We start from the raw sequence: 489 nt of genomic DNA, 5'->3' as shown, positions 1-489 counted from the left end.
GCGGAGGCTCTGGCCCCGGTGCGTTTTGACGGCTGGGATGCGAGCGGGCAGCCGGTGGGACGCCCGATCCACTCCCCGTTCGTCCGCTGCCTCGCGACCGAGGAGAAGCAGTCGGGCAACACGTTCCAAAACATTGCTTTCGTGATGGGTGACTGGGGACACGACAACCACCCAGACATCTACGACGGCGTGAAGGGCATCCGCGACTACCGCTCAGCGACCAACATCTATCTGCCGAACGGTGGGGAGTGCCGCGCGAGTTCGTCTGGCGCCGCGTCGAAGGACGGCGGCAAGGAAACGTTCCTCGTGCCGGATGAGGTGCACCTGTACGTGCTCCCGGAGCTGCGGAACATGTACGCCACGACGATGCGTAACTTACCGAAGAGGTCGCGTGACGAACCGTGGGCGCTGCTGACAACGACCGCATTCCGTTACGGCGAGGAGAGCGTCTGGGAGACGATCTACAAGCGTTGGAAGGCCGAGCAACTA

General features: G+C 63.4%; 1 pseudogene. It reads left to right on the top strand.

Going from position 1 to position 489, the window contains the following annotated elements:
• A pseudogene (locus Q5762_RS37090) lies at positions 1–489 on the top strand (Terminase); the annotation flags it as partial.

The organism is Streptomyces sp. P9(2023) (assembly GCF_032436795.1).
Classification (GTDB): Bacteria; Actinomycetota; Actinomycetes; order Streptomycetales; family Streptomycetaceae; genus Streptomyces.
This window is presented reverse-complemented; position numbering and strand designations above follow the sequence as displayed.